This window comes from Pontibacter qinzhouensis (assembly GCF_008017455.1).
GTDB lineage: Bacteria > Bacteroidota > Bacteroidia > Cytophagales > Hymenobacteraceae > Pontibacter > Pontibacter qinzhouensis.
In genome coordinates, this window is the sequence record NZ_VRTY01000039.1 from 20,112 (window position 1) to 44,666 (window position 24,555).

Here is a 24,555-nt window from a genome sequence, read left to right on the forward strand (position 1 = left end):
GCGCTCACTGCTCTTTAATTTAAGTCTCAAATATACAGGTGATGACAGCCTGCGAACCCAGGCTGTCATACATTACAAAGGAAAGATTTTATGTTTCAGTCTTCTGTGATTTTTGTCACAAACAAGTCAGGTGAAGGATTGTTGATCGGGTCACCTGGCAACGACCTTTAAAGTAAAAGCTGCCTGCACTAATATGGCACAGGCAGCTTTTAAAGCTCATTTATTTCTTTGCTGCAAATCTTCTGGATAGTATGGCTCCTGCTGCGGTACCATACAGTGTGCTGTTCAGGGGGCTGGAACTGATCATGCAGCTGCCGTCACACCCATAAAAGGCGTAAAACAAATATCCTGAAATGGCCCCTATCAGCATGCTTAGCACCAGTTTAGTGCTGGCATTAAGGGACACATTATTCAGTTTCATAAGGCCAGTTGCCAATGCCGCCGCTCAGGTTATAAAGCTTTGTAAATCCTTGCCCCGCCATATAGTTGCAGGCTTGGGCACTTCTGTTGCCCGACCTACAGTAGAGCACATACGGTTTGTTTTTGTCCAGCGCTTCTACTTTTTGCGGAAACCGGGCATCCATCAGGTCTATTACCTGCGCGCCCGGTATTTTGCCCTGGCTTACTTCCAAAGGCGTGCGAACTTCCACCACAACAGCATCTGGTTGTTCCTCGCGAAGCTTTTTCAGCTCCTCTCCGGATATATCTTTATAGCTCATAATTATTTTAAGTTATGTTAGGCAATAGCCCCTGTTGCGGGGCTATTGCATGTTATTATTGTTGCTTCAGTTCCGTAACTGCTTCGCTCATGTCCAGCACCTTCACATCGGGCAGTGCAGACTCCACAATACTGCTACCTGCGGCGGAGCGGTAACCGCCGGCGCAATGCACCACCACTGGTTTGTCTTTAGGAATCTCGCTTGCCCGCTCTCTCAGTTCCGGTAACGGAATGTTGATGGCGTTCTCAAAGAACTTACCAGCCTTTACTTCTGAGGTGTTGCGGATGTCAACAATGGTGAAGCCATCTCTTTTGGATTCGAACGACTCTCTGTCAAAAACCTCGCTCTCCTCACCGGAGGCCTGGTCATAGATAAATGCACCTTTTATCAGGAGTTCGTAGCCAATTTTAGCAGCCTTGGATATCAGTTCCTTCAACTCCTCCTCGCTTTCAGCCACCAGGTAATAACTCTCCTCCGGGCCAACGATGCTGCCCAGCCAGGTTTCAAACTTGCCGCCGTTCTGGATGTTGATAGCCCCTTTGATGTGACCTTTCTTAAAGGTTTTCTCGGTTCGGGCGTCTACCACCATGGCACCATCCTCCGGCTTAAAGTTGTTTTCAAATCTTACCACTCCCTCTACACTTGGCCTGTGGCCCGGAGCACCCTGCTTGTTGAGAGTCACATCGTAGCCGAAGTATTTTGGAACGAAAGGCTGATCCTCTGTCAACACTTTCACGAACTCCTCCTCGCTCATGGGCTTGAGGGCATAGTTGCCCATCTTCTCGTCCCCGATAGTGCTGCTGTTGGCATCGCTCAGGCCCTTGCCGCACAACGAGCCAGCTCCGTGGGCAGGGTATACCACCACCTCGTCGGCCAGCTTCATCAGCTTTTCGCGTGTGCTGTGGTACATCTGGCGGGCCAGTTCCTCACGCTTGGCCGTGACGTTACCGGCACTCTCACGCAGGTCCGGGCGGCCCACGTCACCAATGAACAAGGTATCGCCCGTGAATACTGCTTTATCCTTTCCTTCGTGCTCGAGCACGATACTGATGCCGTCAGGGGAGTGGCCAGGTGTGTGCAGCGACTTTAATTTGATTTTACCAAGCTGCAGTTCAGCACCTTCGTCAAAGGCCTGGTGCGGGTAATCGGCTCCTACCATGCTGTGCGTGTAAATGGTGGCGCCGGTCTTCTGGTGTATCTCCAGGTGCGAGCTTACAAAGTCAGCGTGTGGATGTGTTTCGATGACACCAATAATTTTGGCATCGTGCTCATTGGCATAGTCATAGTATGGCTGGGGGTCACGCGCCGGGTCAACCAATACTACTTCTTGTGCGCACTCGCTTAAGATCGCGTATGAATAATGGGCTAAGCCATTGTCTTCAAACTGTTTAATTTTCATAGGTTTCTGATATATCTCGGTTTATTAAACTTTCTGACACAAAATTAAAGTATATGCGAGCCTGGTTCAGTGATGTTTGTCACACAACCGATTGTACTGCATTGATCAGGTGCAGCTATGGGGTTGGTGCAGACAACAGTGCCATCAGGATTCGGTCACAGACTAAAAGTTTAGCTGTGTTACAAAATTCAGGTTGTGAAAGTTGGTGTTGTAGTACATTGCTTCGAGCGGCAGGTCAGTACCCGGCGAAGTTTTGCCTACATAAAGCAACCGGAAGTTCAGACCTTTCAGGATAGGTTTTACCGGGCTATAGCTGATGTCAACTAGCCAGCCAATGTAGGGCACAGCTCCGTACTTGTTATGCCTATAGTTACCCAGGGCTGGCATCCACGCTTTGGACGCAGCCACTTCTACAGACAGCCTGTCCGACCATCGCCTCTTTACTTTGGCTACAAGCAAGTCTGATCTACCCGTGCCTTCCATTCTGCCCCTGGAGAGCGTGGCAAAGAACTGCTCACGACCCCATTCCCGAGGAAACAAAAAGCGACCGTTCCCATCTATATGCAGGTAGTTAAACGACATGCTCCAACTCCCTGGCTCGTAAGCCAGCTGACTGCCGACCAGCCATTGTTGCTGATCAGGGAAATAAGCCAGCGCTTCTTCCTGATCGCCCCCGTTGCCTGCCTGCTCCTGGTAAAGTCCTTCTAAACCCGCTTTTACTCGCGGTGCAATCTCTATCGTTGCCCGGCCGTAGCTGGTATTGGACACATTCTCGATCCAGTAGTTCCATACTTCAGCAGTGATGCTATGCTTGGCAAACCCTGTATTTACCTGTAACCCTGTTACGGCAACGCCCCTGGTTTCAGTATGGTGTGCATGACCTGATCGGTTGCCTTGCATATCAACCCCTGTGGGAAATATACCTATAGACTCCCCTGCTTTGAACCATTCCACTGTACTGCGCGGAGAGAAATGATCAAACCAGGCAAGTGTCAACAGTGCTTTGTCTTGTATCGGAAATTTAAGATTTATACCCTGAAAGGAGTAAGGCTTCATGCGGGTATCCTGCGGATTCATCAGGGGAGAAGTAAAGCTGAACCGGCCGGCTTTCGCGTGTAGCCACCCTGCTTTGTATTCCAGGTACAGTTCATCCAGGCGGTCCAGATCGGCTTTGTTTTGCGGGTCTTCCACATCAAAAAGCTCCAATTCAAGCTTAGGGTATTTGCCTGTAACGTGGTCACGGTGAGTCATGCCGGAAGAGAACAGGTTATAGGTAAACAACCCGGCAAAACCCATTCTGAAGCCATGGAACGTTGCTGTTTTGAAGGCTATCTCGGCGCCGATGGCATTGGCATAGTTATCGGAGAGCTGGTGGTGGTTCCAGGTAGCCATAAAGTAATTGCGGACATGCCCGTGCACCGTGCCTTTCGTAAAAAGCTCCTGCACGCTCTTTACCTGTACTGTGTCCGGTTCGTGCGCTTCATGGTGTTTCTGGGCTGAAGCCGTACCCCAACTGAACCCTGTGGCCAGCATAGCCAACAGTATGAATCTGATACGCATTGTATTTGGTGTAAATACTATGTGCAGCCTGAGCTGCACATAGAGGAGAGAGGGCATTAGTTAAGATGATAGGTCATCAAGGGGCGGATGCAGTGGTTTACCAGCGTTTCCGCGATACTGCCGTAGAACAGGTGGCTGATACCTTTACGGCCGTGCGTGCCAATCAGTACCAGGTCCATGGCCGAAACTTCGTTAAAGTTGCGCACACCAGCCGGCACTTTATAGTTATGGTGCAGGTGCAGCTCGTAATGCTGTAAGCCCAATTGCTCCGCAAAACGCTGCATCTTACCCTTCAGTTGTTGGGCCCGACCTTCATCTTCCTCGTTTATAATCTGCAGCAGGTGCAGCTTTGCGTTAAAGAGCTGTTGCAGCATTTTAATGGTTGCGATGCTTTGTTCCGGCTGTTTTTCGGCCTCAAAGTCTGCCACCCATAGCAAGTTCTCAATAGGGGAGATAGCGGCATCTTTATGAATGGTGACGACCGGAATGTCGGTGAACCTTACCACATGCTGCGCCTCGGATCCCGAGACTTTCTCGAGCCAGCCATCGGCACCTGCTGTTCCCATGATGATCAAGTCAATGCGATGTCGGTCAGCGTATGTTGCGAGCGATGTGGTTAATCCGCCGAAAACGACTTCCTTCGCGAAACTGAAGTCCACGTGCTGTTTCAGTGTTGCGAATTTCTGTTCTGCCAGCTGTGCTGCTTGCGTTAGTTCAGCTTTATTGAGTGTGTCTGATGCTGCTATAGAGCCTGCCCATTCAGCTGAGTTCACTTCGATGACATGCACCAGGTGGGTGTTGATGGGCGTCTTATCCATCAGGAAAGCCAGGAATTCAATTGCTCTGTAAGACACCGGAGTGAAATCTACCGGCACCATGACGTTCAGTTTATCTCTCATTTCAGAAATGGCTGCTAGCCTTTAAGTATTTGTTTTTTGCTGTACATATTCTCTTAAACGGCCCCCTGCTTCTGAGCCACCATTCTGGTTACATAGCCTGCTCCGCTGTGGTAAGCCCCTTCGTTCAGCTGTATTTCTACTTCTTCCAGTTGCTGAATTGTTAGGGGGCTGAAGTCAGCCTGCAGCATCCCGGCAGTATAGAGCATGCTTTTGTCTTTGGGGCCGCCGGAACTATAGCCCAACTGATTCGGGTGAAAAGCTTCCAAGATGACTGAGCCGCCGGGTTTGAGCCAGCATACTATGTTGTGGTGAAGCTGCTGGCGCAGCGCGGGGGGGAAATGCGCATAAATAAGTGCCACAGCATCCAGGCTCTCAGGCTCACAGGTGTATTGCGCGGCATCCGTAACCTGATAGGTAATGCTAATGCCACGCTGCTCTGCCAGTGCCAAGGCTTTTTGATGACCTGCGTCGCTGAAATCGAAAGCTGTTACCTGCCATCCTTTCAGGGCCGCATATACCGCATTCCTTCCTTCCCCTTCGGCAGGCAACAAGAGCTTCCCAGGCGTCAGGTGCTGTAGTTGCTCTCTGAAAAATGCATTAGGCTCAGCGCCGTAAACCATCTGCTGCTGGCTATAGCGGTCATTCCAGAAGTCTTCCATAGTGATGTTTTTTAAGTTAACTCATGCAAAGATGTGGCATGGTATTCCTTGGTTCAGTGACATTGGTTACACAAGCCTCTTAAAGTGAACATTAGGCAGTCAGGTAATTAAAAAAGGCTGCACTTTTCAGCACAGCCTTCCTATAATTCACGGTTGATCAATCCTTAGAGATTATTGATCGCAGTTTTAAGCTTTTGGCTTACCTCTTCTGCTAAGGAGGAAAGATTTGGGTTATTAACGGCAGCCATCGTCTCCATTGGGTTGATAGCGGTTACCTCCACTTCTCCATTTTCATGCTCCTGCAGCAACACATTGCAGGGCAGCATCACGCCGATGTTGGCTTCCTGCTGTATGGCCTGGTGTGCCAGCCTAGGGTTGCAGGCACCCAGTATCTTGTAGTTCCTGAAATCTACCTTCAGCTTTTCCTTGAACTTCTCCTTGAGATCTATTTCGCTGATCACGCCGAAACCTTCCTGTTGCAGGGCTTCCTTTACTTTGGTGGTGACGACGTCAAAAGAGCCGTTAATCTTCTTACTTAAGTGATAACTCATAGCTTGTTGTTTTTAGTGCTTAATTGCTTTTGGACTTATAGGGTGTTGATGTCGGCCACATCATAAGCAGGGCAATGTCCTACGGAGCCTGTAAGCGCAAAGATGGTTGCCAGGCCTCCTAAGACAATGGCAGCGGGCCCTTTAACTGACCTGGTGGCAATTAGGGCTGCTGTCCCCGCTGCCAGTGCTGACCTTACAATACGGTCTGTAGCTCCCATGTTCTTTGTCATAGCTTTCTAAGTTAAATGGTCTGATTGTCAACGATAGCAAATTAATTAACGCAGGTCTTTTAAGAGTGTTCCAGATCAATGGAACCTTTACCACTCTGATAAGGGCCTACCGAACTGGCTGCTTTTATACTGTGTGACAACCTAAAGGGGAGCTGAACAATACATTTTACCGCGCGTAGTACAGGAACAAGTATCGTTCCCTATAATTATGTAGATGAACCAGCAGGTAGCGCCACATACCAAACGAAGATCCATGCAGGCGGCGGCACTCGTAGGAGTAGGGGTGATGGCCGCTGTAGATGAGATCATCTTTCACCAGATTCTTGCCTGGCACCACTTCTACGACCGATCTACAACCGAAGTAGGTTTGATGACGGATGGTTTGCTGCACGCAGCCGAGCTGATCGCTGTTGTAGCCGGCTTCTTTATGCTGCTTGACCTGCGAAGGCAGGATGCGTTGGTGACTGGGAGAGCCTGGGCCTGGTTCTTCTTGGGGCTAGGTAGTTTTCAGCTTTTCGATGGCATTGTAGATCATAAGGTGCTGCGTTTACATCAGATACGCTACGTGGAGAACTTGTTGCCCTACGACATCAGCTGGAATGCTGCCGGCCTGCTGTTACTGCTAATCGGGCTTTACCTATGGAGAAAAGCCAAACTTAACGAGATGACCAACACAGGTATTTGATGCTTTAATCATCATGACGCACGATTCTCACCAACTTCATGACTCAACTTTCCCGGATTGGATTCCGCTGCTGCTCCTTGTAGTTGTTGCCGTATTATACTTGCTCGCTTACTACAGTATCCTAAATGAGAAGGGGGGATGGCAAAGATGGAGAGTGATATGCTTTACCGTTGGGTTGGTGTTGCTGGGTATAGCCCTGTTGCCATCGCTGATGCGGTGGGCGCACCAGGATCTGGTGGGGCATATGGTGCAGCACTTGCTTTTAGGGATGTATGGACCTTTGTTTTTGGTGTTGGGCGCACCTGTTATGTTAGCTTTAAAAGCGCTGCCAGTAAATTTAGCCAGGACCATTACTGCTATTCTTAGAAGCAGGGCGTTTTTCATGCTCAGCCACCCGGTAACGGCGCTGTTACTTAACATGGGTGGTATGTACCTGCTCTACCTGACTCCACTCTATGTTAAAAGTCTTACCAACTCTTTCCTGCACTACCTGATACACTTTCACTTTCTGGCGGCAGGCTTTTTGTTCACCTGGTCAATGATTGGGCAGGAACCAGTGGCGAAAAGACCAGCCTTTGGTATTCGGGTTTTTGTGCTGTTTATCAGCATGGCAGCCCATGCGTTCCTGAGCAAGTTTATGTATGCGTACCTGTACCCGCTCAACGCCCCACACAGCGCTGACCAGATAAGGGAGGCGGCAAAGCTGATGTATTACTGGGGCGACCTTTCAGAATTGCTTTTGGCTATAGTGCTATTTGCTAGCTGGTACAGAAAAAGAAGCATCGCTAAAATTCCAGCTCCTTCTGCATAGTAGATTTTCCAAAAAAGGAAGCGCTTCAAGGGCATAGACTTGCTTAGCGGCAACTAGTAATGCTTCCAGGGAATGGCAGGCACTTACCTTTAATTCATGTATAAGTATTTACCTTACCTGTTTGGTGGTCACGAGAATTAAAAAAACATAGTGATTTTACGATCTGACTATATTCAGAGCACCTTCGGGAGTAGTAACGCTGCGTACGTTGTTGAAATCACCGCGCAATGCTTTCAAGGCATACCGTTCTTCTCCTATTTCTTTACGGGTCCTAAGACCAAGCTTTCGCAGCAGCGGCAGCGGCGGACACCACCCCTGCAAGCCATGTTGCAGCAAAAATGTGGTAACTATACCCGGGAGTATGAACCAACGCTTGTCATGAAAAGCACCTAATAGCACACCTGACAATGCTAAGGTAGCTGCATTCGTTTCCAGAGCACGTTCTAAGTCCCATTCCCTGGCTAGTTCTTTTAATCGGGCCTCAATTTGTTCGGGGTCATCATAGCCATAAGCTCTAATGTTGTCTATTGTTTGCTGGTCTATCTCGTTGTTTGCAGCAACTGTAGAACTTCTTCTAACCCGATCTTCTGTTTCCTGACTATCCTTTTCCATAGCGAACAAGCATTATTTGATAAACTATACGACCCGATCAGGAAAATGTATATACTAAAAGCCTGTGTAGCTAAAAGGCAAATTCTAAAAAGCACCCTATCGGCTGTAGCATTGCCCCATGTTAGTTGTACTTCAGATGTACAAATTTTCGCACATTCAAAAAGCGAACTATACCAGAAAAGCCAGGCAGCAATTTGACTATGGACAGGATAGTGTATTTTAGAACTGGATTTCTATCAACAGAAACAGAGAGGCTGCCCGGTGGTACACCACTGCGTGCTCTAAAGACTACAGACCTTGTGATCAAAGCTGACCTTAGGAAATATTTTCCAACACTTGGAAAATTACAGAAATCAATGCTGCTGATTTTTTTTAAAAGGACCATACCGTAAGTTTCCACAAAAGCCAAATCAATATATATTGATTTACAATATGTTAAACAGAGTCCCTCTGAGACTGGCGCACCCTGAAAAACAAATACCAGTAATGCTATGCTTCATTGGTTTAACCTGCGACAGAAAGATGGCTTGACTTGCTCTTAGCACCCTGATGCAGGCTATGGAGCTCACGCACTGTCCAAGGTGAAGAAGCCCAGCACGGGGACTGGCATAAAGCAAGAGCTTTTAGAGCCCTTAATAAACAGGAATCATATTCCCTACCCAGCCTTTCTGTCTACAGCAGATTACTTATGTTCTCTGTTCCGGATAACTATTAGCCCATTCTACAAAAGGGGAAAAAGAGTAGCCAAGTCAATGAGAACAACAGTGGATGTAAAGCAGGGGAATTAGTTTAGTATTTTTCTTCTACTTGTTTAAGCCTTATATTTGCGCAACCGCCTGTTACGCAACTACTCTAGGCGTCACGTTAAGTATTCCTGCAAGGACCGATCAAGAACGTGTATAGCAGACTCCTTAATTTTGACAAAGGAAGAAATACAGAACGGTTCACTACTTGTAAATGAGGTGAAGCAACTCATCGCGCATAGCCGTGAGAAAGTGGCCTCTACAGTCAGTGCTGAAATCACGCAGCTTTACTGGCTGGTAGGCAAACACCTCAATGATGAGATACTAAAAAACAGCCCGGCTGAGTATGGCAAGCAAATAGTAAATGCACTTCCCCAACAGCTGACGCTGGAGTACGGTGCCGGGTGGAGCCGGAAGCAGTTGCTACACTGTATCCGCTGCGCCAGTATTTTCAAAGACGAGCAGATTGTCTCCGCACTGCGGAGACAATTGACATGGACGCACATCAAGACGATCATTTATCTGGACGATGAGTTGAAGCGCTACCAGGTCCCAACTAATGCTAATGGCAAAGGAGCCATTAGCATTAGTTGGGACAAGTTGAAAGTAACAGTACCCGTTGCTGTATAGGCATAGCCAAGTAACATGGTATTTACAAAGCCACTCCGACATCTGTTGGAGTGGCTTTAGATTTATAGGTGAACCTGAGTATAGGCATATAGGTATACCTGAACAAGAAGCAGTCTTGCCTACTTGAAGAAATTTCAAAAGCATAGGATTATACTCTAAAACTAAAATAATGGAAAAGGGAAATTATAAGAAGTTTTCGTTAATGCTCGGAGTGTCGTTTATAATCATGTACGGGGTGATGTATTTGAATGCCGATAAGTTTGATCATGTCTACCTGAACCTGAACCGCCTGTACATGGCCCTGTTAATGGTGTCGCCTATGGCACTGGTTATGTTAGGTTTTATGTCGGGGATGTATCAAAACAAAAAATTGAACAGTATCATTGTAGCTGTTAGTATAGTAGTTTTTGCCGGTACACTATTTATGCTAAGGAAACAGAGCATAGTTAATGATAAACAGTTTTTAAAGTCCATGATCCCGCATCACTCCTCAGCTATTTTGGTAAGTCAGGAAGCAAACATAAAAGACCCCGAAGTGAAGAAACTAACGGAGCAGATCATAGAATCTCAGGAAAAAGAAATAGCAGAAATGAAGGCAATTTTGGCCAGAATGAGGTAAATCCTATACTGTAACTAAGGCCACATCTTATTCTTGGTGATACATGTATAAGAACGAAGCTGGTCCTTTACTGGGAAGCGGCAAGGCTGTAATTTAAACTGTGTAGCCGTTGCACAATCTGGTGCTAACGGTTCCGTTCATATGAAGTAAAAGCGCGTGTTACTATGGAAATAATCAAGTTTAAAACTAACATAGATAATGAGGAATCCTTGTCCAGGGTAGCACCTTATCTGGATAAAGAAGAAAGTATCAGCAGGTGGAAACTAGATACTGGAAGCATAGAAAACATCTTAAGTGTCTCCGGCACAGATCTTGATCCCCAAAGGATTGAAAACGTGGTGAAGCAAGCAGGATTCAAGGCTGAAATCATCCGGGTTATAGGCATAGGTGGCAAGGACTTGTAAACCAATAGCAGAAGCTGTTAGGAGTTTTAGGCTTGCTCCAAATTAGGAGTGCCTGCCATTTAAAGCCAGGCAGACACCAAATGGATTTTACTAAAACCCCAGCTGATAAAGGTAGAAGCCAGCGCCAAGCAAATCCGAGAACTTAAATCTAGCTAAGCAGAGATAGATAATATGAAATAGTCAAGACTTGATCTGACGGTTGATTTAAATTTTTATTAACTTCAATCAAACAGATTAAGCCATGAGTATCGACGAAAAGATCATCAAACCTAAGCTTGGCCTGTTAGAGCTGGCCAGGCAGCTAGGCAATGTCAGTCAAGCCTGCAAGATCATGGGCTATAGCCGTGACAGCTTCTACCGCTTCAAGGAGTTGTATGAAACAGGAGGAGAAGCAGCTCTCCGAGATATGAGTCGCAGCAAGCCCTTACCTGCTAATCGTGTATCTGCTCAAGTAGAAGAGGTTGTGGTGGCCATCGCAACAGAGCAACCTGCCTATGGGCAGCTTCGAGTGAGCAATGAGCTAAAGAAGCGGGGCCTGTTCATCTCACCTGGTGGAGTAAGGAGTGTTTAGCTCCGGCATAACCTGGAGACGTTCAAAAAGCGCCTCAAAGCACTGGAGGCTAAAGTAGCTCAGGAAGGTTCAGTGCTAACAGAAGCACAGTTGGTGGCTTTGGAGAAGGCAAAGCAGGAGAAAGAAGCACACGGTGAGATTGAAACTTACCACCCTGGCTACCTGGGCGCACAGGACACCTATTATGTAGGCACCATCAAAGGGGTAGGCAGAATTTATCAGCAGACTTTTATTGACACCTACTCCAGGGTGGCCTTTGCTAAGCTCTATGACAGCAAGAATGCGTTGGTAGCCGCTGACACGCTCAATGACAAAGTGCTTCCTTTTTACCAGCAGCATGACATCCCGCTCTTGCGTATCCTCACTGACCGTGGCACCGAGTACTGCGGAGCCAGAGAGCACCACGAGTACCAGCTTTACCTGGCTATAGAGGATATAGACCACTCCAAAACAAAAGCCAGGAGCCCGCAAACCAACGGCATCTGTGAACGCTTCCACAAAACCATCCAGGAAGAGTTTTATGCGGTGGCTTTCCGCAAGAAAGTGTATGGCTCGATAGAGCAGCTGCAGAAAGACCTGGATGCGTGGCTGGTAGAATACAACCTGAGCAGGCCCCATTCTGGCAGGTACTGCTACGGGAAAACTCCCTGCCAGACCTGGCTGGATTCGCTGCACCTGGCAAGAATGAAGTTATTAGGTGCTGCGACAACAAGTATAATTACTTCTGAAGCCTATTCCTCTTAGATACCACTTCATGCCGAAAGGAGATGTTGTCAAGGGCGGCGAGGTACGAGCCGTTTATTTACCCTTGACAACTTCGAGTGTAGGCATATCTTGGCATGTAAGAGAAATAGGCTGGACCAGGCGTCTGAACAATGCCCGAAATCTCTAAACTGTCAGTTCAAGTTCTGACTACTACAGGTTTGTCTTTTATGATCACCTCTACTGTTCTGGTTACGGCTGAACCGGCAGAAAGTGCTTTTTCCGTGGAAGTAAATCTTGCCTGAAACAGTAACTCCGGTTTTTTAGGTTCTATCTTGCGCCTGGTACACCTCATGCCAAGACCAACCGTCTGCTTCCAGCAGTGCTGAAAGTAGCTTTCGCCGTTCCTGTATGCTCTTATTTAAAGTTCCTCTTGTTATTTCCTCTTGATTTTTCAGAGGGATTCCTGCTTCATACAGCTGTTGAAGATCAGGAGTCGGGGCCTTTATTTGTGGAGAAGCGTTTGTTACAAACTCGCCTCTTATCACTTCCAAGTATGAATCTAAGGTAGTCTGAAGCATGTTCATTTTAAGAACATCCAATTCTGTCTTATCCGATACCGCCTGTTTTAGCAGTAGGCATGTTTCATGCAGCAGTACGATAGCCGGAGCAATGGACTGCTTTAGCGTATTATTGTGAAAGTAGTGGATCACTGGATAGGAGTGGTGGTTCATAGAATGTTGCAGCAACATCTGGCACAGGTCAGATGTGTTATCGAAAAAAGAGGAAAAGCCTTTGCCGTTCCAGCTGTTAATAAGCATCAGTTGCGGGGTTCTGCCCATACTGTTGATATAGAGGCTCAGCTTGCTTTGCAGACCCACGGCAGAGAGTACTGGTAAAAAATAAGTGACGGAGGCGGTGATAAAAGCTAAGCCTGAAAAGGCTGCGATACTGGTTATTATGCGCCAAGTGTCGGTAGTTGCTTTGTAGTCGCCTACGCCAAGCGTGGAGAGGGAAAACCCCGCGTAATACAGTTTTTCTGAGACGCTGGCTCTTGCTAAAGTGCTACTGCTTACAATAGAGTCTGGATTGGATAACAACACTAGTAACAATCCCATCCAAAGCCCCAGGATCCATATAAGAAGAGTTGCTATCAAAACAGTCGGTCCTGCATAACCAGTAGCTTAGACCTTCCTTTCTTACCCGCAGCTACAAAGAAAATATTCCACACTGCCTTCGTCACAAAGTCTGCGATTTTCCCGCCTCCGTTGGAAGACAAAGTGGTCTTGATGATGTCCAGTGCGGTGATGACAAACAAAAAGATTCCAAAAAGTAAGTACAGGGCATGCATAATTGTCTGTTGTAATTTTAGTCCTGTCTGCTAAACGTAATTGTCTTGGGTGAGTTAAAAATCCATTTAACAGAGGGTTCAGGAGATATGCCTGCGGTATCCCGATATCGGTTGTTACAGATCCTAATCACGTTTATTGGCTTCTAACATAAGGCCCTTCCTACAAAAATGTATAAAAATTAACATTAAATATATAAAACAAAGGGAGAGGGGAGGGGTATAACCCAAAACATGTATCACATAAAACTAAAATATCATGAACAAAGACTTGATAAGAACACTAGCTGAATGTGCTGCGGCTTGTAACAGCTGCGCCGTTTCCTGTTTGCAAGAAGATGACATTAAGATGATGGTACCTTGCATACGATTGGATTTAGATTGCGCGGCCATTTGCAAAGCTGCCCTGGACTATGTATCCCGTGACTCCCGTTATGCAGGCGAGATTCTGCAGCAATGCGCTAAAATCTGCAGAGATTGTGGTGAGGAATGCAATAGACATGAGGCAGAGCACTGCAAAGCATGTGCAGAGTCTTGCTTCAGATGCGCAGAAGCCTGTGAGCAGTATCAACGTGTTTAACTGATTTTTATGTTGATACAAGAACCGGTTTATGCAAGGCATAAACCGGTTCTTGTATTTAATTCCAAGGGCAATGCTAACTAGCAAAACTATTACACTGCTTAATGCGCTGATTTTTTAGCGAGTCCTGGTTTACTAAAGTCGATGCTATTTCCTTAAAGGAAGCTTCTCTACATAAAGGCAGATGAAGCAAAGAGATAAAAACTAAAATAAACAAGTTACCTACGGAAGTATAGGACTGGGCTTTTAAGCAAAGTATCAATAAATGGAGCTACAAAGTTTTATTCAAAAGTTTATCTCCCATGCAAGGGAGTCCGAGCAGATAACCATTTTCAATAAGGCGGTGCTGCTTCATGAGTTGGCTTCCTTCTTAGAGCAGCACCTGCAGGAGGGCGATTACGATGTTCAAATTTCCAGGCAAGCCGAGCAAGTGGTTATGGGTGCAAAGGGCAAGGACTTTGCAAAAGAGACTATTGATTTGTACGTCTACCAAATAACTGGCAAAGGGCAATATGCGATTCAGCTATGTGTAATGGATGGTGAAGAAAATAGTCCTGCGGCCGCTGCACCTAAGGACGAGCTTTATTTTCTGAAGTCGCTGAAACATCATGGATTCAGGCAGGCGCACCTGCTGCTGATACGTAGTGAAAAAGTGGACGAAGCAAAGATAGTACTTCCCAAGACCTATTCTGTGGAGTGGCAGGAACTACAACGGCTGTCTCAAGGCGGCAACGGCATGTGGGTATGTGCGGTACTAACGGTGTAGTTATCCCTATTATAGTGAGTTAACCAAAACCAGGCAGCGCTGCTGTATGAGTTTGATTTCTCCGCATCAAACTCATACTAGACCAAGCGGCCTCTGTTGTATACGGAACTTGCGAAGGGGGGAATTTATGTGGATTATATAAATAATATATTGTTATGGAAGTAATGAACTTTAAAACAAATGTGGAAAGCCAGGAGGCTTTATCCAAGGTAGCGCCTTATTTAGATAAGGAAGAAAGTATAAGTAAGTGGAGCATTGATACAGAAAGCACCGATAAAATACTTAGTGTGTCCGGTACTAATTTAGACCCTCAGACAATTGAAAAAGTAATAGAGCAGGCAGGGTTTAGAGCTGAGATAAAAAGGGTAATCGGACTCAGCGGCGGAGACCTGTAAAGGTGCCCAAAATTTAAAACGAGTCCACTGGAATTAAAAGTGTGTAAGCGTGCATGGACTGTACTTTTTGCTGCTGTAGGCTTCCGCTAGTAACGCGAATGTAATGGATTCATAATTAAAATGTCATGAAGCTGATAGCAACTACCTGAGTAATATCCCTTTGTGGCTACTGCTCATGAATTATCAAGAACTAAATAAACTTAAAATCTATACCAACTTAAAATGTACAAGTTATTGTTACTAGTGCTACTTAGCTTTGGACAGCTTGCAATTGCACAGCACGAAAATCACAATATGCCTGCACAGCAGCAACCTGTTATCTACACTTGCCCCATGCACCCCGAAGTTCAAAGCACCAAGCCTGGTAATTGTCCGAAGTGTGGAATGACACTGGTAAAGCAAAAGCCTAAAGCAACTCCAAAACCGCAGGCCGCTCCCGTAAAGAAAACGGTAAAACCCAAGCCTGCCGCTCCCCCTAAAAAACCTGTGCCACAAAAGCGCGCACCGTCTGCTCCTGAAAAGACCGAAACGCCCATTATGAACCCAGAGGTGAAAGATGAGCCTGTTCATAAAGCAGGTCACAAGCCCGAAAGCCCCGGACCAACTTACATTCCCCGGAAAATCCGGTATGACCTTTATGTAAAAGATACCATCGTCAACTTTACCGGAAACCCAAAAAGAGCAATAGCCATCAATGGCAGCATTCCGGCACCTGCTCTAACCTTTACACAAGGCGACACAGCCGAGATTTATGTCCATAACCAGATGGATGTCGAAACCTCTATTCACTGGCACGGTGTATTTCTGCCTAACAGGTTCGATGGGGTACCCTATCTCACCCAAATGCCTATTAAGCCGCACACCACTTACATCTATAAATTTCCAATACTCCAGAACGGCACCTACTGGTACCATAGCCACAGCGGATTTCAGGAACAAAGCGGGATGTATGGCGCCCTGATTTTTAATAAAGTGAACGAACCTGATATACCTGCCATACCAATTGTATTGAGCGACTGGACCGACATGAAGCCAAAAGAGGTTTATCGCTCCTTACGCAGCGCGAACGACTGGTTTGCAATCCGGAAAGGTGCCACCCAGGGATATGCAGAAGCCATAAAGAAAGGCTACTTTGGGGTTAAACTTAAAAATGAGTGGAAGCGGATGACCGCCATGGATGTAAGCGATGTAGCCTATGAGAAATTCCTGACCAACGGACAGGCTATACATGAGCAGACTCATTTTACAGCAGGCGATGTGGTAAAGCTGCGGGTTGTAAACGGTGGCGCTTCCTCTTACTTCTGGCTAACCTATTCCGGCAGCAAAATTACGGTGGTAGCCAACGATGGCAACGACGTAGCGCCTGTAGAAGTTGACCGGCTTATAATTGCACCATCCGAGACATACGACCTGCTGGTAACCATTCCGGAAGATATGCAATATGAGTTTTTAGCTACGGCCGAAGACCGCACCAACACCACTTCCCTGTTATTAGGCCGGGGTATGCGTATGCCCGCAGCGCGTTTAGGCAGGCTGAACTATTTTGAAGGCATGAGGATGATGAACGACATGATGAAAATGAACGGGGATATGGAGCCGATGGGCATGAACATGAGCAATCAGCAAATGGACATGAACAGCGTGATGTATCCCGAGGTTAAGGGCGGAGGACATGAGGGGCATCAGCAGGATGCTCCCGCACCAACCGGAGAAAAGGAAACAAATGTGCAGCCGCAGCCAGATAGCACTATGACAGACCATGCTATGGAAGGTCATGAAATGCATGGCATGCAAATGAATACTGAAAATGCAGAGCTGGTAACGCTAAACTACGAAATGTTACGGGCTCCTGAAAAAACCGTGCTGAAGCCGGGCCCGGAAAAAGTGCTGCACTTTGAGCTTACCGGCAACATGAACCGCTATGTTTGGACGCTGGATAACAAGACAGTTTCAGAGACTGACCGCATCCTTATCAAAAAGGGGGAGAATGTGAAGATCGTCATGTTTAACAATTCGATGATGCGGCATCCGATGCACCTGCACGGGCATGACTTCCGGGTTCTCAACAAGCACGGCGAATATGCACCTATGAAGAATGTAGTCGATATATTGCCTATGGAGACAGATACCCTGGAGTTTGCGGCATCCGAAAGCGGAGACTGGTTTTTCCATTGCCATATCCTGTACCACATGATGGCTGGCATGGGCCGCGTGTTTACGTACCAGAATTCTCCTCCTAATCCTGATATCCCGGACCCGAAACACGCGCTTAAAATGTTTAACCATGAAGACAGGATGTTTCTTCCGTCTGCGCAGATCGGCCTGGAGACGAACGGCAGCGATGGAGAATTTGTGCTGGGCAGTTCCCGCTACCAGCTCTCTACCGAGTGGAGAATAGGGTTTAAGAAGGAATACGGAGTGGAGAGCGAAACCTATTTCGGGCGGTATATTGGCAAAATGCAGTGGCTGTTCCCATTCGTTGGCTTCGATTACCATCGGAATAGTGTAGAGAATGAACCAGAAAAAACCTTATTAGGGCAAATAAGCAATCAAAACAACAGGAAAGCTTTCGTGGCCGGGGTGCAATATATCTTACCCATGTTGGTCGTGGCAGAAGCAAGAGCCGATAGCAAAGGAAAGCTTCGTTTCCAGTTGCGGCGCGAAGATATTCCGCTGACCAGCCGGTTAAGGTTAAACCTCATGGGAAATACGGATAAGGAATACATGGCCGGTTTCAGATACGTGGTTTCGAAGTACGTGTCGCTATCAACACATTATGACAGCGATATGAAATATGGAGCCGGTGTCACCTTTGTGTATTAACCTGTTACATAAAGGGATGCTGCTCTCTCCATGGAGCGGCATCCCTTTATGTTGTTTGGTGCTGTCAACTTCTAAGCAAAACTTCCAGTACACTGCAAGAGCTACTTTTGGTTCTGTTGCTGCCAGGCTTCCAGCTCTTTTATTTCCTTTGTCTGTGAATCAATTGTTTTCTGAGCCAACTGTTTCATCTCCTGTGTTTTGCCTACTTTTAGAAATTCTTTAGACATTTCATTACCCATTTGGTGGTGGTGTATCATCATCTGGGCAAAACTTTGGTCAGTGTTCATGCTGCTCATGTCTCTTTGGTGCATTTCACCCATCATAGCATGCATGGGGTGCATCATTTTCATGGTTGTGGCAGTGTCTCCTGAGGTAGGCTTGTGTTTACCCGTGAAGTCCTGAAGCTTTTGTATGTCGGTTTGGTTTGAAGCTTTGATTTTCTGAGCCACCTCCTTCATTTTGCTGTCAGTACCATTATTTATTTCCTCATCGGCCATACGGATAGCTCCCTGGTGATGGTGCGTCATCATCTGTGCAAAGTCATAGTCAGGGTCACCTGTCATTTTCGTCTTCATGTTGGTCATCTCATCCATGTTCCTGTGCATGTGACCCATCATACCGCTGCCGTCCATGCCGGTATTCATTGGAGCCTCGGCGTCAACATCCGTGGTTGTCTCTTCTGTAGTTACTGCCGTTGTTTCTTCGGTCGTGCTTTCCTGACCGCCACATGCCATCATGAGAAGGGCTGTTCCAGCAAACAAAGTTGCTGATTGCATGTGCTTTACAATTTTTTTCATAGTTTTTAGTCTTTTTTATTTATTTCCCATACGATGAGTTGTATACGGACTGACTTCTAGTCTGTTGTAATAAGGACCGCACCTCCCTATTGTTGTATTTTTACTTGATCTGCCTTTTCAGTAACTGTGCATTAATAGCGACAATAACAGTACTCAAACTCATGAGAGCTGCCCCAACAGCAGGAGAAATCATAATCCCCTGGTTGTAGAGCACCCCTGCCGCCAGCGGCAGCGCGATTATGTTATATCCGGTCGCCCAAATCAGGTTCTGTATCATTTTTCGGTAGGTGGCCTTGCCAAAAAGGATGAGAGAGGCAATGTCCTGCGGGTTGCTGTTCACCAGGATAATATCGGCCGTCTCGGCGGCGACATCCGTGCCGGAGCCTACAGCGATACCCACATCAGCCTGCGCCAAGGCTGGGGCATCGTTCACGCCATCACCTGTCATGGCTACAAACTCCCCCTGTGCCTGCAGTTCCTTTATCTTCTCCTGCTTCTGGTGTGGCAGCACATTAGCCAGATAGCCGTCCATGCCCAGCTTGTCGCTCACACTTTTAGCCACACGCTCATTGTCTCCTGTCAGCAACAGGTTTTTAATGCCTTGTTCCTTAAGCACCTGTATGGCTCCAGCGGACTCAGGGCGGATTTGATCCCGAAGGGTAATGTAGCCTGCCACTTGCCCGTCTATTAGCACATACACTGCCGTCTCCACGCCTTCCTCTGCCTGGCTTTGGGGTACCTGCACGTTAAATTCCCTAATGTAGTTTGGTCCTACCACCTTCACATCATGCCCCTCTACTATTCCCTCCAGCCCTTTTCCAGGTAGATAATTAAACTGGTCAGACGGAGGAACCGTAAGGCCTTCCGCCTTTGCTCTCTTCAAAATTCCCTGAGAAATATAATGCTCTGAATTCTGCTCCACGCCAGCGGCTAGCCTCAACAGCTCCTGCTTGCTGTAAGACTGCTGAAAGACCTCTACCTGTGCTACTTCATGGGAGCCTTGCGTTAAGGTGCCTGTCTTGTCGAAGATAATGGTGGTGATATTGCGGGAGCTTTCAAAAGCTGTTCTGTTGCGTATCAGCAGGCCGTTGTTGGCGGAAACTGCCGTAGAGATAGCCACCACCAGCGGTATAGCCAAACCTAAAGCATGGGGGCAGGAAATAACCATAACTGTCACCATGCGCTCCAAGGCAAAATCCAGCTCTGCACCGGCAACTAACCAGGCTGCTAGCGTGCCGAATCCAGCAACCAACGCCACGTAGGCAAGCCATTTGGCAGCCTTATCAGCAAGACGCTGCGTCTCTGACTTCGTTTTTTGCGCTTCCTGTACCAGGTTAATTACCTTATTTAGGTAGCTGTCTTTGCCCGTGCTTACCACACGCACCTGTAGTGATCCGTTACCATTGATAGAGCCCCCAATCACCCTGTCGTCTTTCTTTTTCTCTACAGGCTTACTCTCCCCAGTTAGCATGCTCTCGTTCAGGTAACTTGCTCCCTGCCCCACCACACCATCGGCAGGCACTTTCTCGCCAGGCCTGACCAGGATGATGTCTCCAGGCTGTAGCTGATCTACCTTAACTGTCACTGTTTGCCCGTCCCTAACTACCTGTGCCTCGGCAGGCATCATACTCACTAGTAGCTCCAGAGCCCTGGAAGCGCCTAGCACCGACTTCATTTCAATCCAGTGCCCCAGCAGCATCACCACGATTAGCGTTGCCAGTTCCCAGAAGAAGTCCATGCCCTCCAGCCCGAAGGTAACAGCGGTGCTGTAGAGGTATGCTACGGTTATGGCCACCCCAATGAGTGTCATCATGCCTGGAGAGCTTTTCTTAACCTCCTCCCAAAGCCCTGTCAGGAAGGGCCAGCCACCGTAGAAATAGATGACAGAGGAGAGCAAAAATGCGACATACATACTGTAGGGGATATCCAGTGAAAAGCCAAGGATATGCTGTACCATGGGACTCAGCACAATTACAGGTATTGACAGAGCAAGAGAAATCCAGAACCTCTTGCGGAAGTCATCTATCATCATGCGGTGGTGATCGTGGCCGTGTTCACCGTGAGGCGGATGACCGCTGGTGTCCTTGTGCATCGCATGGCTGTGGCCGTGGAGCGTTTTCTCTTCTAGCCGCTCTTCAACTCCTTCTACGCGTTTGTTAGCTTGTGCTTTTGTGCTGTGGTGGCTATGATCGTTGTCCATAGGTATTAACTTTATACTTCTTAACCGATTTTTAGCTTGTACGCCATTTCAGACGTAACGGAATCAGCATAAGTCCCATACGCATCTACCAGTACACCTTTCATTCCCCTGTCAGAGGAGATAGCATACACAACAGAGCTATCATCAGGGCTGCTGGCATCTTCAAACCGATGCACCTCGTCAATTTTAAACTCCCTTGCCCCTAGCTCAAGCTGTAATTGCGGACATTCCAGACAATAGGGACGTAAGCTAAAGCCCTCCGTATAACCTCGCTTTCTTAAGTCATCGAGAGCCTCTACTACCGTGTCATAGTTGTACTTACTCATCTTTTTGGCTTTAGTCAATTTCTTTCCACATCGTGTCGTGTATCCTTTAAATGATAAGGCGCAGCTATGGGTCTGCGCCTTATCATGCTTAATGGTGGTGGCCTGTCTCCAGATATTTACCCTGGGGACCCACTCCCTCTATGTGTACGAGTTGCGCGCCATAGTGGCCTGCCATGGATACACAGTAGGCCGCAGCAGAAAGAACCAAGGCAACAACTACTATGCTCCAACGCCTACCTTTAAACAGGAACTGGTTCAGCAATTGGGATGCCAGGCCTATTCCACCAAGATAGATGGTCCAGTCGGCATAAAGATCATGCTGGTCTAGTACCAACTTGGCGTGCTCTGTAAGGCCGCTGGTGTGAGGATGTGCAAACTTTGTAACGTAATAGGCTGTACCGAAGCTTATTATGGTAGCTACAGTGGTAACCCAATCTAACTCCTTACGCAGGAACAGGATATTGCATAACTGCACGGCAGCAGCCACCAACAACAGTACGATGGGGAAGTGAACGAACAATGGGTGCTTATTAGGGAAATCGTCTGGCCTGGCATGTGCCGAAGCGGGTTCTTGTATGTGTACTGCATGTTCTTCGGGTACTGCACTTTGTACAGCAGGAGTGTCAGGTTTCTCCTGGTTCTCTTCCATTTTTTTGGCGGCCTTGCCATGCTTTTCGCCTCCATGTGCGTACAACAGCTGAATATTGGGTAAATGCAAAAGCAGCATTAACAGCGCTGCAATATAAATTTTATTCATTCTTTTAAAGTTTTAAATAAGTTGGCGGTAATGTTGAGGCGGTATGTTTTTGTGGTACCTACTAAAGCCCAACTATAAAACTGTTAGCACACGTGCTGCCCACGACTTTGCAAAGCAAGCCGGGGTTTGCCCACATAGGCACACTTTCAGTACTTGGCTAAGACTAAAGCAGTTTTATAGATTTATTGAGCAGGATTACATATCTATGGAACACACAATAAATGCTAATACAGGTTGTCAATTGGAAGGCGGCCTCCATTGTCCTGCCTCTTGTACATGTTAAGTGTCGTACCGGTAACTTCTTTGAACTGCCTCGATAGATGTTGCAGGCTCTTATAACCCAGTTTGGTTGCGATAACGCTCAGTGGTAACTCATCATAAGTTAGCAACTCTTTTATGTGTTCTACCTTCTGCAGTACAATGTACCGGCTTAGAGCTATCCCTTCCGATGCTTTGAAGGCAGTACTGATCGTAGAGTAATCTTTACCAAGCGCCTCTGCCAGATAGGTGGACAGATTAGTAGCAAGGGTTGAGACTTTACCACTGTATATCACATCAATAACAGCCACTTTGACAGCCTCTACAAGCTCTTCCCGTTTGTCGTGGAGCAGTTCGAACCCTTTGCGAGCCAGAGACGCTTCTATAGCGGTTTCGGCTACCTTATCGCTTTCATTGACGACAGCTTTTCCTAACTCCACCTCCAGCACTTGCAGGCCAAGGCTTTCAAGTTCATCTCGCACAACCATGATGCAGCGGGGACAAACCATGTTTTTAATTCGGAGCACCTTACAATGCAAACTCTCATTACTCATTTTACAAATAGCATGTGAAGTGGAGCCACTGTCTAAAGAGCGGCCCCCATTCCATTTAACTTACAAACTCGTTTGGCAGCTGGATCCCTACTGCAGCTAGGGAGAAACAATGCAGATTAGGAGGCACAGCGAACTGCCTGCACTAGCACTGGAAAGGCACAGCAATTCCAGCACTGCCACTTTACAGTAGCAGTTTGTACATCAAATAGTAAGAGAGTGCAGAAATATCCTTATATCAGATATTTTAGGAACAGGTGGATCAGGGGGGGCATGGGACACCGCTGTAATACGGCACTTGTATAGCAAGCTCAGAAGTGTTTGACACAGGCTTTCTATGAAAGAAAGCGGTGTCTTTGCAAGCGAAGGGGCCTCAAGGGACGTAGAAGATTTGACAAAAGGGCCGTATGCTTGATCTGAGCAGCAGTCAGTACTCTTATTAGACGGTGTGGGATGCTCATCATGATGGTGCTCGTGCCCTTTGTCATGGTGATCTGGAGAAGAGGTTTTCCCGTGGGTGTGGCTTTCCCCTTTATGCCCTGTACTGTGATGATGTGCCGGGGTGGAAGCAACAGGTTGAAGCCGTTGCGCTAGGTGCGGCAGGTTACAAACCAGCTGAACAAGGTACAGGTTCACAAAGACTGTCAGGAGGAACAGTCCTATAAAACGTATTTTCTTGTTATGTCTGGTTCTTTTCATGAAGTAAAGCCACTGTATTACAGTGTCTTATCTTAAGTGTAGCACAAATATATAAAAAAAATAATAAAGTACCGGTTTATCCTATAGTTTAGGAAGAACAGGCCTCAGGTGAGGCTGAACAACCGTGGGACAACATCCCTTACCCTATCCCCACATAGCTGACTAACATCACAGTTAGGCAAGGGTGAGCAAGCCGATAGATGAATTATTGCTTTAGGACTATACCATTAGGCATCCTGCCGACTGCAACTTCCTTTACCTTCGTGTAGGTTGCAGCATCCAGCACTGTTACCGTGTGAGCACCCTGATTGCTGACATAGGCCAGGCTTCTGTCTTGGCTAAAGGCAATGGCATGAGCATCGTTGCCGGTGGGCACCTCCGCCTTCTTAATCCAGGCACCGCCGTTACGCTGATAAATAACTACTTTACCGTTTGTCGCATCGCTCACCCACAGCTCACCCGATTTGTCTTGAAAGGCAACATAGCCTGGTTTAAAGCCAAGTGTAAGCGTCTCTGTTACTGTAGCACTGGACACATCTATAACGCTTACAGTCTGCGACGTCTCGTTGTCCACGTACATCTTACCGTTTGTGGCAGGCCATGCTCCTACTGGATCTTCCCCTACAGATAAGGTCGCTGTCACAGATTTTGTAGTGGGATCTATGACCGAAACCGTCGCTGCACCTGTGTTGGCCACAAAAGTCACCGCACCATCTACAGAGAAGGTGACCTCTGAGGGACTTTTACCTACAGCGATGGTGTTTTTTACTGACCAATCCGCAGTATTATAGACAACTACTGTCCCAGAGTTATCATCCGATTGTCCAATCCACAATTCAGTCCCATTCGCGTTGAAGGCGGCATTGTGAGGCATCTTCGGTAAATCTATTGTTTTAACCGCCGAGCCTGTTACAGCATCAACGATGATAACTTTAAAACTGCTGTTAGCTCCATGTCCCACACCGTGTCCACCGCTCAAGTCTGTAGAGGTGATAGCCACAGCCAGTTTCGTCTTGTCTGGGCTGAGCGAAATATGATGGGGCGCAACAGCATCCTTGAGCTTTATGGTCTCAATGACCTGATTATCGGGCAGCTTGACAACAGATATACTGTTGTCCTGCCCGTTCACCACAAAAGCCGCCGGGTAGTTTATGTTCAGGGGCATTTCCATCTCATCATGGTCCATCTCCTTGTTGCAGGCCCCGAGTCCGGCAACAAGTGCCAAACCCCAAATTATTGATTTATGCTTTTTCATAAGGAT

Annotated in this window: 25 protein-coding genes and 1 pseudogene; 10 read left to right on the forward strand and 16 right to left on the reverse strand. The window is 47.2% G+C overall.

Translation table 11 applies throughout. The features are described 5' to 3' along the window. Positions 1 to 220: 220 nt before the first annotated feature. From FVR03_RS11680 to FVR03_RS11715, 8 genes are all read right to left on the reverse strand, one after another. Positions 221 to 421 (reverse strand): hypothetical protein, encoded by a 201-nt coding sequence (locus FVR03_RS11680; protein ID WP_147921934.1) that lies wholly within the window; start codon positions 419 to 421, stop codon positions 221 to 223. Next, the gene (locus tag FVR03_RS11685) at positions 408 to 719 is read right to left on the reverse strand and encodes a rhodanese-like domain-containing protein (RefSeq protein ID WP_147921935.1); all 312 of its coding nucleotides are present in this window, start codon (positions 717 to 719) and stop codon (positions 408 to 410) included. The genes FVR03_RS11680 and FVR03_RS11685 overlap by 14 nt, the downstream gene beginning before the upstream one ends. A gap of 55 nt (positions 720 to 774) precedes the next feature. Then, the gene (locus FVR03_RS11690; RefSeq protein WP_147921936.1) at positions 775 to 2,118 is read right to left on the reverse strand and encodes an MBL fold metallo-hydrolase; all 1,344 of its coding nucleotides are present in this window, start codon (positions 2,116 to 2,118) and stop codon (positions 775 to 777) included. A 162-nt stretch (positions 2,119 to 2,280) separates the two neighbouring features. Further along, positions 2,281 to 3,678 carry a porin gene (locus FVR03_RS11695; protein ID WP_147921937.1) on the reverse strand — a complete coding sequence of 466 codons (1,398 nt, stop codon included), beginning with the start codon at positions 3,676 to 3,678 and terminating at the stop codon, positions 2,281 to 2,283. Between the two features lie 56 nt (positions 3,679 to 3,734). Then, the gene (locus FVR03_RS11700) at positions 3,735 to 4,577 is read right to left on the reverse strand and encodes a universal stress protein (RefSeq protein WP_147921938.1); all 843 of its coding nucleotides are present in this window, start codon (positions 4,575 to 4,577) and stop codon (positions 3,735 to 3,737) included. A 53-nt stretch (positions 4,578 to 4,630) separates the two neighbouring features. After that, complete coding sequence (locus FVR03_RS11705) at positions 4,631 to 5,236, reverse strand: class I SAM-dependent methyltransferase (RefSeq protein ID WP_187270136.1); 606 nt, start codon at positions 5,234 to 5,236, stop codon at positions 4,631 to 4,633. A gap of 164 nt (positions 5,237 to 5,400) precedes the next feature. Continuing rightward, the gene (locus FVR03_RS11710; protein ID WP_147921940.1) at positions 5,401 to 5,787 is read right to left on the reverse strand and encodes a DUF302 domain-containing protein; all 387 of its coding nucleotides are present in this window, start codon (positions 5,785 to 5,787) and stop codon (positions 5,401 to 5,403) included. A 35-nt stretch (positions 5,788 to 5,822) separates the two neighbouring features. Next, entirely contained in the window at positions 5,823 to 6,017 is a 195-nt protein-coding gene (locus FVR03_RS11715; protein WP_147921941.1) for a YgaP family membrane protein, read from the reverse strand. A 214-nt stretch (positions 6,018 to 6,231) separates the two neighbouring features. Here FVR03_RS11715 and FVR03_RS11720 point away from each other — a divergent pair, with 214 nt between their 5' ends. Both FVR03_RS11720 and FVR03_RS11725 read left to right on the forward strand, forming a co-directional pair. Further along, a complete protein-coding gene (locus tag FVR03_RS11720; RefSeq protein ID WP_147921942.1) occupies positions 6,232 to 6,702 on the forward strand; it encodes a DUF2243 domain-containing protein in 471 nt (156 codons plus the stop codon). A 13-nt stretch (positions 6,703 to 6,715) separates the two neighbouring features. Beyond that, positions 6,716 to 7,513, forward strand: coding sequence for a cytochrome c oxidase assembly protein (locus tag FVR03_RS11725; RefSeq protein WP_147921943.1), 798 nt, complete (start codon positions 6,716 to 6,718; stop codon positions 7,511 to 7,513). Between the two features lie 156 nt (positions 7,514 to 7,669). Here the strand turns inward: FVR03_RS11725 and FVR03_RS11730 are convergent, their stop codons facing one another. Beyond that, positions 7,670 to 8,125 (reverse strand): DUF2892 domain-containing protein, encoded by a 456-nt coding sequence (locus FVR03_RS11730; RefSeq protein WP_147921944.1) that lies wholly within the window; start codon positions 8,123 to 8,125, stop codon positions 7,670 to 7,672. 917 nt (positions 8,126 to 9,042) lie between these two features. On the opposite strand from FVR03_RS11730, the gene FVR03_RS11735 reads away from it, so the two are divergent. The 4 genes and pseudogenes from FVR03_RS11735 to FVR03_RS11750 all read left to right on the forward strand — a co-directional run bounded on the left by FVR03_RS11735 (position 9,043) and on the right by FVR03_RS11750 (position 11,836). After that, positions 9,043 to 9,498, forward strand: a complete 456-nt coding sequence (locus tag FVR03_RS11735; protein WP_187270137.1) for a DUF1016 N-terminal domain-containing protein — start codon at positions 9,043 to 9,045, stop codon at positions 9,496 to 9,498. A gap of 169 nt (positions 9,499 to 9,667) precedes the next feature. Then, positions 9,668 to 10,117 carry a DUF305 domain-containing protein gene (locus FVR03_RS11740; protein WP_147921946.1) on the forward strand — a complete coding sequence of 150 codons (450 nt, stop codon included), beginning with the start codon at positions 9,668 to 9,670 and terminating at the stop codon, positions 10,115 to 10,117. Positions 10,118 to 10,281: 164 nt separating this feature from the next. Beyond that, on the forward strand, positions 10,282 to 10,521 hold the full coding sequence (locus FVR03_RS11745) for a copper chaperone (protein WP_147921947.1): 240 nt from the start codon (positions 10,282 to 10,284) through the stop codon (positions 10,519 to 10,521). 241 nt (positions 10,522 to 10,762) lie between these two features. After that, a pseudogene (locus FVR03_RS11750) lies at positions 10,763 to 11,836 on the forward strand (IS481 family transposase). Positions 11,837 to 12,117: 281 nt separating this feature from the next. On the opposite strand, the gene FVR03_RS11755 reads toward FVR03_RS11750, so the two are convergent. Continuing rightward, complete coding sequence (locus FVR03_RS11755; protein ID WP_222707217.1) at positions 12,118 to 12,951, reverse strand: potassium channel family protein; 834 nt, start codon at positions 12,949 to 12,951, stop codon at positions 12,118 to 12,120. A gap of 450 nt (positions 12,952 to 13,401) precedes the next feature. Between FVR03_RS11755 and FVR03_RS11760 the strand changes: the two genes are divergently transcribed. The 4 genes from FVR03_RS11760 (at position 13,402) to FVR03_RS11775 (ending at position 17,706) form a co-directional block, all read left to right on the forward strand. Further along, entirely contained in the window at positions 13,402 to 13,722 is a 321-nt protein-coding gene (locus FVR03_RS11760; RefSeq protein WP_147921948.1) for a four-helix bundle copper-binding protein, read from the forward strand. Between the two features lie 265 nt (positions 13,723 to 13,987). Continuing rightward, complete coding sequence (locus tag FVR03_RS11765) at positions 13,988 to 14,488, forward strand: hypothetical protein (RefSeq protein ID WP_147921949.1); 501 nt, start codon at positions 13,988 to 13,990, stop codon at positions 14,486 to 14,488. Positions 14,489 to 14,643: 155 nt separating this feature from the next. Further along, entirely contained in the window at positions 14,644 to 14,883 is a 240-nt protein-coding gene (locus FVR03_RS11770) for a copper chaperone (RefSeq protein ID WP_147921950.1), read from the forward strand. Positions 14,884 to 15,177: 294 nt separating this feature from the next. Then, a complete protein-coding gene (locus FVR03_RS11775) occupies positions 15,178 to 17,706 on the forward strand; it encodes a multicopper oxidase domain-containing protein (RefSeq protein ID WP_255474184.1) in 2,529 nt (842 codons plus the stop codon). Between the two features lie 101 nt (positions 17,707 to 17,807). Here the strand turns inward: FVR03_RS11775 and FVR03_RS11780 are convergent, their stop codons facing one another. The 6 genes from FVR03_RS11780 to FVR03_RS11805 all read right to left on the reverse strand — a co-directional run bounded on the left by FVR03_RS11780 (position 17,808) and on the right by FVR03_RS11805 (position 24,549). After that, on the reverse strand, positions 17,808 to 18,503 hold the full coding sequence (locus tag FVR03_RS11780; RefSeq protein WP_147921951.1) for a DUF305 domain-containing protein: 696 nt from the start codon (positions 18,501 to 18,503) through the stop codon (positions 17,808 to 17,810). A 100-nt stretch (positions 18,504 to 18,603) separates the two neighbouring features. Then, the gene (locus FVR03_RS11785) at positions 18,604 to 20,703 is read right to left on the reverse strand and encodes a copper-translocating P-type ATPase (RefSeq protein WP_147921952.1); all 2,100 of its coding nucleotides are present in this window, start codon (positions 20,701 to 20,703) and stop codon (positions 18,604 to 18,606) included. 20 nt (positions 20,704 to 20,723) lie between these two features. Then, the gene (locus FVR03_RS11790; protein ID WP_147921953.1) at positions 20,724 to 21,029 is read right to left on the reverse strand and encodes a phosphoribosylpyrophosphate synthetase; all 306 of its coding nucleotides are present in this window, start codon (positions 21,027 to 21,029) and stop codon (positions 20,724 to 20,726) included. A gap of 88 nt (positions 21,030 to 21,117) precedes the next feature. Beyond that, the gene (locus tag FVR03_RS11795) at positions 21,118 to 21,786 is read right to left on the reverse strand and encodes a DUF2231 domain-containing protein (protein WP_255474185.1); all 669 of its coding nucleotides are present in this window, start codon (positions 21,784 to 21,786) and stop codon (positions 21,118 to 21,120) included. Positions 21,787 to 22,010: 224 nt separating this feature from the next. Then, complete coding sequence (locus tag FVR03_RS11800; RefSeq protein ID WP_255474186.1) at positions 22,011 to 22,553, reverse strand: helix-turn-helix domain-containing protein; 543 nt, start codon at positions 22,551 to 22,553, stop codon at positions 22,011 to 22,013. A gap of 946 nt (positions 22,554 to 23,499) precedes the next feature. After that, the gene (locus tag FVR03_RS11805; RefSeq protein WP_147921955.1) at positions 23,500 to 24,549 is read right to left on the reverse strand and encodes a YncE family protein; all 1,050 of its coding nucleotides are present in this window, start codon (positions 24,547 to 24,549) and stop codon (positions 23,500 to 23,502) included. Between the last annotated feature and the right edge of the window lie 6 nt (positions 24,550 to 24,555).

Coding starts and splice junctions, on each gene's coding strand:
- FVR03_RS11680 (WP_147921934.1), bottom strand. CDS start 421: ATGAAACTGAATAATGTGTCCCTTAATGCCAGCACTAAACTGGTGCTA.
- FVR03_RS11685 (WP_147921935.1), bottom strand. CDS start 719: ATGAGCTATAAAGATATATCCGGAGAGGAGCTGAAAAAGCTTCGCGAG.
- FVR03_RS11690 (WP_147921936.1), bottom strand. CDS start 2,118: ATGAAAATTAAACAGTTTGAAGACAATGGCTTAGCCCATTATTCATAC.
- FVR03_RS11695 (WP_147921937.1), bottom strand. CDS start 3,678: ATGCGTATCAGATTCATACTGTTGGCTATGCTGGCCACAGGGTTCAGT.
- FVR03_RS11700 (WP_147921938.1), bottom strand. CDS start 4,577: ATGAGAGATAAACTGAACGTCATGGTGCCGGTAGATTTCACTCCGGTG.
- FVR03_RS11705 (WP_187270136.1), bottom strand. CDS start 5,236: ATGGAAGACTTCTGGAATGACCGCTATAGCCAGCAGCAGATGGTTTAC.
- FVR03_RS11710 (WP_147921940.1), bottom strand. CDS start 5,787: ATGAGTTATCACTTAAGTAAGAAGATTAACGGCTCTTTTGACGTCGTC.
- FVR03_RS11715 (WP_147921941.1), bottom strand. CDS start 6,017: ATGACAAAGAACATGGGAGCTACAGACCGTATTGTAAGGTCAGCACTG.
- FVR03_RS11720 (WP_147921942.1), top strand. CDS start 6,232: ATGAACCAGCAGGTAGCGCCACATACCAAACGAAGATCCATGCAGGCG.
- FVR03_RS11725 (WP_147921943.1), top strand. CDS start 6,716: ATGACGCACGATTCTCACCAACTTCATGACTCAACTTTCCCGGATTGG.
- FVR03_RS11730 (WP_147921944.1), bottom strand. CDS start 8,125: ATGGAAAAGGATAGTCAGGAAACAGAAGATCGGGTTAGAAGAAGTTCT.
- FVR03_RS11740 (WP_147921946.1), top strand. CDS start 9,668: ATGGAAAAGGGAAATTATAAGAAGTTTTCGTTAATGCTCGGAGTGTCG.
- FVR03_RS11745 (WP_147921947.1), top strand. CDS start 10,282: ATGGAAATAATCAAGTTTAAAACTAACATAGATAATGAGGAATCCTTG.
- FVR03_RS11760 (WP_147921948.1), top strand. CDS start 13,402: ATGAACAAAGACTTGATAAGAACACTAGCTGAATGTGCTGCGGCTTGT.
- FVR03_RS11765 (WP_147921949.1), top strand. CDS start 13,988: ATGGAGCTACAAAGTTTTATTCAAAAGTTTATCTCCCATGCAAGGGAG.
- FVR03_RS11770 (WP_147921950.1), top strand. CDS start 14,644: ATGGAAGTAATGAACTTTAAAACAAATGTGGAAAGCCAGGAGGCTTTA.
- FVR03_RS11775 (WP_255474184.1), top strand. CDS start 15,178: ATGCCTGCACAGCAGCAACCTGTTATCTACACTTGCCCCATGCACCCC.
- FVR03_RS11780 (WP_147921951.1), bottom strand. CDS start 18,503: ATGAAAAAAATTGTAAAGCACATGCAATCAGCAACTTTGTTTGCTGGA.
- FVR03_RS11785 (WP_147921952.1), bottom strand. CDS start 20,703: ATGGACAACGATCATAGCCACCACAGCACAAAAGCACAAGCTAACAAA.
- FVR03_RS11790 (WP_147921953.1), bottom strand. CDS start 21,029: ATGAGTAAGTACAACTATGACACGGTAGTAGAGGCTCTCGATGACTTA.
- FVR03_RS11795 (WP_255474185.1), bottom strand. CDS start 21,786: ATGAATAAAATTTATATTGCAGCGCTGTTAATGCTGCTTTTGCATTTA.
- FVR03_RS11800 (WP_255474186.1), bottom strand. CDS start 22,553: ATGGTTTGTCCCCGCTGCATCATGGTTGTGCGAGATGAACTTGAAAGC.
- FVR03_RS11805 (WP_147921955.1), bottom strand. CDS start 24,549: ATGAAAAAGCATAAATCAATAATTTGGGGTTTGGCACTTGTTGCCGGA.